An 8,714-nucleotide genomic window follows, 5' to 3' on the forward strand; every position below is an offset into this window, starting at 1 on the left:
CAGGCTTTTTGACTTTTGAGAAGATCGTAAAAATCTCCATGAATTTCTATGTTTTTTCATTCTACTGGTAATTTTTACAATCAACTGTTGTTTACCATTTTTTCTTAGACATAAAATTGTCGAAAATTAACAAATTCCTACCCACAAAAACTAACAAAAATTAATTGGCATGGAGCATTGCCTTTTCCAAATGGCTCTGTTTAATTTGGCTGTTGATTTCCGCTCCAGGTGCTCCCTTTCCGCAGGGGAGTCCGGGAGCCTCCTCGGCGCAAGCGCCTGTGGGGTCTCCCGTGACACCTTCTCCCGCAGGAGTCTCGCACCTTCCGCTCCAATCAACTGAGTGTACAAAATCAACATTGTTATTTAACTCAGCCTTCCCCAAAAAAAGAGGCTGACTCTATTGAGTCGGCCTCAGTTATTTATAATTTGATGACTTTATGTGTTCCATCAAATTGATAATTTATCGTTACTAACTGCTTTACAAAATCAAACCCATATTTATTTATATAATAAAACGGATTTAGAATTCTCTCCTGTGGTGACCCGTTTGGTCTTAATGCATTCCCAATTCGGTCCATCTTCCGCAAGATAACACCGTGTTTTTGATAAAGAGAATCATTAATCTTGTCTTCAAGAAAACGGACTTGCTTTTGCGACAGGTCTTCATTCTTCTTTATTAACGGGCTCAAACCTTTATCAATCTCTTTTGTTTTTGCTTCTATTCGCTGATAAAAATCTGTTAGCTCGTTTCTTAATTCAATAAAGAGATGGTCTAATTCAGGGTTTTTAACAGTCTGAAGATACTCCTCTTTATAATCATTAACCCCATTTTTCAATACAGCTTCTAAACTAAAACTTAAGTCCTGAAGATCCGTCTCAATTGACCTTTCTAATAAAGTAATATTCAACCTAGGAACAATGGGCGGCATTCTTAAATTAAAGTGTTCAAATACTTGTTTTAATTCACTCCAATACGCTATCTCACCCGGACCCGCGATAAAGGCTAAAGTTGGGAACAACCATTCCTGCGTTAACGGTCTTGTCACAACATTATTGCTTAACCGATCAGGTTGCTCCTCAGCCAGTTGAATTAACTGATCGAAAGAAAACTGCACTGAACTATTTTTCCCAATAAATAACTGTTTCTCTGGGCTATATTCAAGTAATATCCGCGAATTCGTTTCAACATCATTATAAAAAATATTGGCAGCATTCTCCTTCATATCAATAGAAGGATAAAAACCAAAACGAGCTAATTCCTTTTGCTGTTGGAAAACTAATTCAGTAATCTTCTGTCCGTCTTTAATTTGTTTAAGAAAACAGTCTCTCTCTAAAAAACGAAGCTGTTTGTCACCTGAATCAATAATCAATAACCCAAATTCTTTAAACAATTCCATAATAATACACGAAAAAAAGTCAACAAGAGTTTGGGAACGTTCAATTGCCTGATGGGTAAACTTTAATAAATGGTTTGTATGTTCTGTTTCACCAAATGATTCGATAATTTGCTGAACCCACAAATAGCATTGTTCTTTATTAATTTGAATATCGGAAACCATTTTTTTCTCTAAAACTAACTGAGGATAGGTCCATTTGTCAATTTTATGATTTACTTCTGCATAAATATGGTTGACTTCCATATAATCATGATCTTCACCAGCAATCCAAAAAACCGGTACTACCGGAATGCCAAGCTCATCTTCCTGTTGTTTTGCAAAGGAAATAATTGAGATCACTTTATGGATTGTATAGAGGGGACCTGTCAGCACACCTGCCTGCTGGCCTCCAATGACAACAACACTATTCTGATCCCGAAGTTTTTCTAATGATTTTTTGACTTCTTGGGAGGTGGGGAATTTAGCCATATATTGTTCTATATGCTCGGCTAGTTCTTCCCTTTGAAACGCACGTTTTTTTAATTCCTGCGCACGTTCTGTATAATTAATTGGTTCTTGATAACGATAATGAAAAAACTGAGCTATATCAGGCGTTTGTGCCAAATAATCAGTTGCAAACCGGTTATTTGCCGGAAGCGAGAGATTTAACATCTCCATTTATTGTACTTCCTTTCTAATCAACGATAGTCATTCTTAATGAGTATAGCATTTTCATATTTGAAAAGGAAAAAACTTTGCCTAATTGAAATTTATCGGGGAAATTATAAGCTACTAAGCCTTTGAATTAAACCAACTACGAGTAAAACAAGGTAGGTAGTAAAAAAAATCAAAAAATTCATCCGCCAGAATCCTTTAATAATTGGTAGAAACACGATTTCATGCTTCGTTTTCCAATGAATAATCACAAAAATTAACGCTACAATAATCATCAGCAGAAAAATTAACCATAAATACGAAACTTCCCAAATAACCAATATTAAATGGTGGACAGCCAATACGAACAACACGGTACTAAAGTCAATCGCTAAATGGACAGCCTTGCGATGATTTTTAAGGAGTGGTTTACTAATGAAAAACACACATAGATAACCCAATATCGGGATTGTTACGAATGCAGCAATTACATGAGAAATGAATCCAGACATTTATTTAACCCCTTCATTTAATGTTAATCCTTTAATGAGGTGAAAAAAGGTTTGGATAAGCGGAGCCTGTATCCCTTTGCTATCCGCTTCTTCAAGTAAATAACCTAAAATGGCGTCAACTTCTGTTTCCCGATGATGTTCTATATCTTTGAGCATAGATGATCTATTTTGAGCAGTTTTTTCACAGACGTTCATGACATGAGAAAAAATTTGATCACGATTCTTTAACTGTAAAATCGCTGTGATTTCCGAAAAAATATCGTTCAAAATTTTATAGTAATGGGGATTATCAATAAGCTCCCCATTTTGAACACGCAAAACCGCCGTTAATGGGTTAATTACCGCATTAACGATTAATTTTTTTATTAGCATTTCGTAATAGTCGGGTTCGATAATAAACGGGAAACTGCTTGGACTCACTGAGACAAATTGTTCTAGGAAGGATGGATCTCCATTCAAAACGGCACATCTGGTAACGCCTTCCCCATTATGGTGCACCACATTAGCACTATCCCGGTAAGCACCGTGTTCAACAGAACCAATATAGATTTCCTGATTTGTCATATTCTTAAGGGACTTAATATGCCCCATTCCATTTTGTAAAAATAAAAGTCGTCCACAAGATTTCGGCTGGTTGGAGATTTTATCCAAAACATGAGTCAGCTGGTATTGCTTCACCGTAACAATGGTTATATCTTCTAGTCCTTGCCAGCTGTCAAATGGAACAGCAGAAACGAAGGTGTTCCAAATATTCTCCTTTTTCTTTAAACATATCCCTTCACGATTGATTACTTCTGCTTGTTCTAACGTCCTAGTATAAACGGTAACGGAAGCGGTTTTGTTAAGGTAATAAGCAAATAGAAGACCGAGCGAACCGCCACCAATAATTCCAATTCTCATACGCATTTACCTCATTCAACTATGATAGTTTTTATTGTAGCAACAATTTGTAGAAATGAACATTTCGAATATGAAAACTTTTTATTTACTCGGATTATCAATGTATATAAATAAAGCATGACTCTTTACCCGTTTTGCTTGATCATTCTACTATTATTATTTTTGTCCCTATCGGCAAGGTAAAAATGCAGAATTTTTTGATTTTTTATTATATAATTAAAAAGTAGACGTAAATACTAAAAACGTTTTGCTATTGAATGGCTTTCACGGGTTTTGGACTAAGGATATAGGAGGAAACTAAGTGGACGTACAAGTAGAGAAATTAAAAGTAAATTACAAGACTTTAGAGGAATTTAAAAAATTTAAAGAATACGGTCTTCAAGAATTATCGATGCTGGAGGATCTAGAGGCAAATATCATTGAAAATGACAGCGCTTCACCGTTTTATGGAATATATTTTGCTGACATGCTAGTGGCAAGAATGAGCTTATATCAAGTTGATGCAAGGTATAATAGATATTTCAGTCCTCCAAAGGATTACCTTGAACTTTGGAAGCTAGAGGTTTTATCGGATTTCCAAGGAAAGGGCTTAGGACGTGCGTTAGTAGAATTTGCACAAAGTTTTGGCTACCCAATTAAAACAAATCCCCGCGTTAAATCAAAGGAGTTTTGGGAGAAAATGGGCTTCTCACCTGTTCATTACGATACAAGCCGTGATCTCGGCGAGAATCCCCTTATCTGGTTTCCGTCTGGATTCAAAGAACAAATCTTATAAGCAGAAAAAGCGGACAGATAATCGTCCGCTTTTTCTTATTTTTCAATTCGCTCCAAATTTCCGTTTTTGTCCATTTGGAACTTCACCTTTTGTTGGCGGTCTTCCTCTTGTAAAACAACCATTTTCCTTGCTCGTTCCATTATCTCAATTAAGGCGCGATAGTCCTCTTCAATTAACTTTAATTCCTTTGTTTTTTTTTCATTTTCTGCAGTAAGATCCAGCGTTTGTTTTTCTAATTTTTTGATTTTCGCTTCATATTGCTCGAGACTTTCTGACTGGTCACTGTGCTTTTCCGCTCTCTCATATAAATCCTTTAAGAATTCAATTACCGCGGTAAACGTGAGCTCACTTGGTTGTTCGGCTCTAATAGATTGACTATTTTTCAGTTCAACAATTTGGTTTATATCATCATCGAAATCAGAAGCACTATACTTTTTTGCTTCCTTCCGTTGCTTCTTCGCTAACTCTATTCCAGATTTATATTGTTTTCTCACATAAGAATTCCAGCGAAAACCACATGCTGCTGATGTTCTCGATAATTGCCTTCCTACTTCTTCAAAGGCTTGCAGCTGAGTCCCACCATCCCTAATATGGCGAAGAACTACTTCTGCAAGTAAGAGATCCTCATCCTGCGTCCAAGCATCTTGGCGTGTTGTCGGCATGTTTATCCCTCCTAGTGTTTTTATTCATACATATGCATTCACTAGAAAAGATAGACTGCTAAACGTTAAATTAGTTTTTTGCCAAAAATTTATTGACGACATCGTGATGGGCATCAGATTCCCATAGACGGGAACAAGTACGTACCTCTTCTTCAATTCTGGCTTGTATCCCTGTTTCAGTCCATTTTCGAACTAGCATGGACTTATAAGCCTCTAAAACACCAGCCTCTATTGCTAGAACATTTTTTAAATAATGTATGCTGTTTTCAAGAAGATCCCCTTCAAAAACCGCATCAATAAACCCTAATTCTAGCAACTTCTCAGCTTCATACATTTTTGCTTCCATTAACAATTTCATTGCATTCATTGGGGCTATTTTTTCGCAAAGCATGGTGCCTCCGCCCCATCCCGTGGTAATTGCTAGTGTTCCCTGGACAAATCCAGCCTTAATACCAGCCTTAGCAATCCGGAAATCACAAGCGGATGCCAACTCACAGCCGCCCCCCATTGCTGTTCCATTGATAAGAGCAATAGTTGGTTTCGGTAGTAATAATAAATCTACAAGAATCTTTGACATTTTTGATAACATTCCATACGCTTGTTCTTCTGTTTTTAAATCATGAAAGACTGATAAATCTCCTCCAGAACAAAATGCTTTTTCACCAGTTCCTGTAATGACCAGTGCCTTCAAAGAGGAATTTTTCATTTTTTCAATGACAATTTCAAGCCCTTCCATGATGGCATAATTAATAGCATTCCGCTTTTCTGGTCTATTAATTGTAAATAATAGATATCCTTGTGGCATTTCCTCAATCTTATATGCGTTATTCATTTCCATCCTCCAAAAAATATAGCTTTACTTTAATTTTAGAAATTATCCGACAATTTTGCAATGATTTCTTCTTGGTCATGGAGAAAAATAGCAAATAAAGTCACTGGGGGACCTGTTCATGGGGACGGTTCTAGTGTATTTTTTTTCATAAAGTACTGCTGCTAGTGGTGTTTCTCTTTACTGATGGTAAACAGGCCCCTCATATTAGGATCACTTCAAACCAGTATTTGATTGCAGTTTCTCCTTTGGTGAGTGGGCATTTTGTTGCCAATAGCCCTTATTGATTGCAGTTTCACCTTGAGTTTTCGGGCATTTTGTCATCAATAACCCTCATTGGTTACAATTTCTGCTTGGGTCACACGCCATTTTAATACCAATAACCCTTATTGGTTACAATTTCTGCTTGGGTCACACGCCATTTTAATACCAATAGCCCTCATTGGTTGCAATTTCCGCTTGAGTCACCCGCCATTTTAATACCAATAACCCTATATAAATTGTTACCTAAAAAAACAACACTAATTTTACTTACAAAAATGACAAAAGCACAAGGAGCCATAGACTCCTTGTGCTTTTTATCAGAGGAAAATTAGTCGTTTACAACTTCTTTTCCTTTGTATGTTCCACAAGCTTTACATACACGGTGAGCAAGTTTCATTTCACCGCAGTTTGGGCATTCTACCATACCAGGAACTTGTAGTTTGAAATGAGTACGACGCTTTCTTTTCGCAGTTTTAGAAGTTCTTCTAAAAGGTACAGCCATTCTTCCCACCTCCTTAAAGACAATTAAGAATGATATGAAGTTCAGATATTATTCAGATCTTCACGTTTCTTTTGTTTCCTCCGATTATGTATCAGAAGAAGAATCATTTTCGTCAAAAAACTTAGCAAGCCCAGCAAGACGTGGATCAACTTTTTGTGTATGATTCTGTTCTTGGATTACTTCCCAATCCTTACCTGATTGAGGAGCACCTTCTCCAGTTTTAACGTCATCGCAAAATACTTGCATTGGAACCTCAAGCAAAAGAATTTCTTGAATGACCGGCATAAGGTCGATCACATCACCTTTTACTTGATGGACTTCCTCACCAACTTCATATTCAGAAGCATTAAGCAGGAAGGTTTCCGTTGTTTCAACATTAATTGGATAATTCACATCAACTAACGTCCGAGAACAAGGCAGGATTAAATGACCTTTTATTGCTAAATGAAAAGTCACTTCGGTCGAACCGATATCGGCTCTTCCTGATATATGCATTGGAGAAACAGCGCGTATTGATGATTCTACTTTACTCATATCATCAACTTGAATTGTTTCATCAATTATAAGACCCTTGGCTCGATATTTTTGTAACTGACTAATTGTCCATTTCAATTGAATCACCTCAAGGCAACAAAGGTAATTATAGCTTCCACATAATTATTTGTCAATATTTTTTCTTTACAGATCGAAAAGCGTAGGCGACCGGGCAGCGCCGTATGGACTGGAGCATATCGACTGAGATAAAGGAAACACGAAGAGCGTTAGCGATTCGATGTTGACTTATCGCAGGGAGATAGGCGAAGTCCACTAGGCGTTGGTCGCCGGAGCTAGACAGATCGAAAAGCGTAGGTAGCTCGCCCAGGGGCGACTGGCATAAGACGAGCCGGCCGAAAGGTCGTTCTTTGACCATTTGGACGGATTGGCTTATGTCCCGAGCCCCTAGTCGCCGGAGCTAGACAGATCGAAAAGCGTAGGCGGCTCGCCCTAGCCTTAGAAGCTTAAAAAATACAAAAAGAATGGGTACTCCCGCTATCACACTTTTACAAGTGTAACCAATCTGGGTAAAATAATCAAAAATACTTGAAAACACGAATAGTGACCGTTATGGTAGATGTTAGTTAAAGGAGGCAAAAAAATGAAAGCAGTTGGCGTCATTGTTGAATACAACCCCTTTCATAATGGACATGCCCTTCATTTAGAAGAATCAAAAAAAGCAAGCGGAGCCGAAGTGGTTATTGCTGCAATGAGCGGCAACTTTCTTCAACGCGGGGAACCTGCTTTAGTATCTAAATGGACTAGAACAAAGATGGCATTACAGGCAGGAGTTGATATTGTTTTTGAACTTCCTTATCAGTATGCTACACAGCAGGCAGAAATATTTGCATTTGGCGGTGTTTCACTTCTCCATTCTGCGGGATGTGAGTCCATTTGCTTTGGAAGTGAAGCGGGAAATATTGAAGCCTTTCAAGAAACATATGATTTCATCGGTAAGCATGATTCACTTTTTCAGCAGCAGGTTAAGCTGTATATGCAAACAGGAGTGAGTTACCCAAGAGCGTTATCGCAGGCTTTTAAAGACTTATCACCAACCGATACGATGATCGATTTATCAAAGCCAAACAATATTTTAGGGTTCCATTATTTGAAAGCAGCCGAGAAACTGCAGCAGCCGACAATCAAAGTGATCACGGTACAACGAAAAAATGCCGGCTATCACGATGAGCATTTTTCTTCTAGCACGATCGCGAGTGCCACTAGTATCCGCTCTGCGTTATTTTCAGAAGAGCAACAACTAGAAAAAATTCTAGCTTACGTGCCGGAATCGACCTTTAAGTTACTGAATGAATATAAAGCAAAATATGGAGGCTTTCATAATTGGGAGCTTTATTGGCCCTTCTTCAAATATAAGCTTCTGCAAAGCAGTCCAGAGGAATTAACAGCAATATATGAAATGGAGGAAGGGATTGAAAATAGACTTTTGTCTACTGTTGAAAAAGCAAAGTCCTTTTCTGAATTTATTCAGCTTGTAAAAACAAAACGTTATACTTGGGCCCGCTTACAAAGAGTTTGTCTTCATGTTTTAACGAATACAAAGAAAATTGACATGAATGTTCTCGATCAACCTGTACCCTATTTACGATTGCTGGGGATGACTGAAAACGGAAGAATCTATTTAAACAAGAAGAAACAACAGTTGAGCACCCCTCTTATATCAAAGCTCTCATCGTATAAAAATTCCG

Annotated in this window: 9 protein-coding genes; 2 read left to right on the forward strand and 7 right to left on the reverse strand. The window is 37.6% G+C overall.

Annotation, left to right across the window (positions count from 1 at the left end; translation table 11 throughout):
* Window positions 1–419: 419 nt before the first annotated feature.
* From bshC to ACI48O_RS18240, 3 genes are all read right to left on the reverse strand, one after another.
* Window positions 420–2,054: a bacillithiol biosynthesis cysteine-adding enzyme BshC gene (bshC, locus tag ACI48O_RS18230; protein WP_435563278.1), complete on the reverse strand. Its 1,635-nt coding sequence runs from the start codon at window positions 2,052–2,054 to the stop codon at window positions 420–422.
* Between the two features lie 104 nt (window positions 2,055–2,158).
* Complete coding sequence (locus ACI48O_RS18235) at window positions 2,159–2,542, reverse strand: DUF3397 domain-containing protein (RefSeq protein ID WP_435563279.1); 384 nt, start codon at window positions 2,540–2,542, stop codon at window positions 2,159–2,161.
* Window positions 2,543–3,442, reverse strand: a complete 900-nt coding sequence (locus tag ACI48O_RS18240) for a 2-dehydropantoate 2-reductase (RefSeq protein WP_435563280.1) — start codon at window positions 3,440–3,442, stop codon at window positions 2,543–2,545.
* Window positions 3,443–3,743: 301 nt separating this feature from the next.
* Between ACI48O_RS18240 and ACI48O_RS18245 the strand changes: the two genes are divergently transcribed.
* Entirely contained in the window at window positions 3,744–4,217 is a 474-nt protein-coding gene (locus ACI48O_RS18245) for an N-acetyltransferase (protein WP_435563281.1), read from the forward strand.
* Window positions 4,218–4,252: 35 nt separating this feature from the next.
* Here ACI48O_RS18245 and ACI48O_RS18250 read toward each other — a convergent pair whose 3' ends face one another.
* The 4 genes from ACI48O_RS18250 to ACI48O_RS18265 form a co-directional block, all read right to left on the reverse strand.
* On the reverse strand, window positions 4,253–4,879 hold the full coding sequence (locus tag ACI48O_RS18250; RefSeq protein WP_435563282.1) for an RsfA family transcriptional regulator: 627 nt from the start codon (window positions 4,877–4,879) through the stop codon (window positions 4,253–4,255).
* Window positions 4,880–4,949: 70 nt separating this feature from the next.
* Entirely contained in the window at window positions 4,950–5,711 is a 762-nt protein-coding gene (locus ACI48O_RS18255; RefSeq protein ID WP_435563283.1) for an enoyl-CoA hydratase/isomerase family protein, read from the reverse strand.
* A 589-nt stretch (window positions 5,712–6,300) separates the two neighbouring features.
* Window positions 6,301–6,474, reverse strand: a complete 174-nt coding sequence (rpmF, locus tag ACI48O_RS18260; RefSeq protein WP_009791160.1) for a 50S ribosomal protein L32 — start codon at window positions 6,472–6,474, stop codon at window positions 6,301–6,303.
* An 84-nt stretch (window positions 6,475–6,558) separates the two neighbouring features.
* Window positions 6,559–7,086, reverse strand: a complete 528-nt coding sequence (locus ACI48O_RS18265) for a YceD family protein (protein WP_435563284.1) — start codon at window positions 7,084–7,086, stop codon at window positions 6,559–6,561.
* A gap of 523 nt (window positions 7,087–7,609) precedes the next feature.
* On the opposite strand from ACI48O_RS18265, the gene ACI48O_RS18270 reads away from it, so the two are divergent.
* Window positions 7,610–8,714 (forward strand): nucleotidyltransferase (locus tag ACI48O_RS18270; RefSeq protein WP_435563285.1); only part of this gene is annotated, 1,105 nt, incomplete at its 3' end.

Source organism: Neobacillus terrisolis, assembly GCF_051233475.1.
GTDB lineage: Bacteria > Bacillota > Bacilli > Bacillales > Cytobacillaceae > Bacillus_BU.

Coding starts and splice junctions, on each gene's coding strand:
- rpmF (WP_009791160.1), bottom strand. CDS start 6,474: ATGGCTGTACCTTTTAGAAGAACTTCTAAAACTGCGAAAAGAAAGCGT.
- bshC (WP_435563278.1), bottom strand. CDS start 2,054: ATGGAGATGTTAAATCTCTCGCTTCCGGCAAATAACCGGTTTGCAACT.
- ACI48O_RS18240 (WP_435563280.1), bottom strand. CDS start 3,442: ATGAGAATTGGAATTATTGGTGGCGGTTCGCTCGGTCTTCTATTTGCT.
- ACI48O_RS18250 (WP_435563282.1), bottom strand. CDS start 4,879: ATGCCGACAACACGCCAAGATGCTTGGACGCAGGATGAGGATCTCTTA.
- ACI48O_RS18235 (WP_435563279.1), bottom strand. CDS start 2,542: ATGTCTGGATTCATTTCTCATGTAATTGCTGCATTCGTAACAATCCCG.
- ACI48O_RS18255 (WP_435563283.1), bottom strand. CDS start 5,711: ATGAATAACGCATATAAGATTGAGGAAATGCCACAAGGATATCTATTA.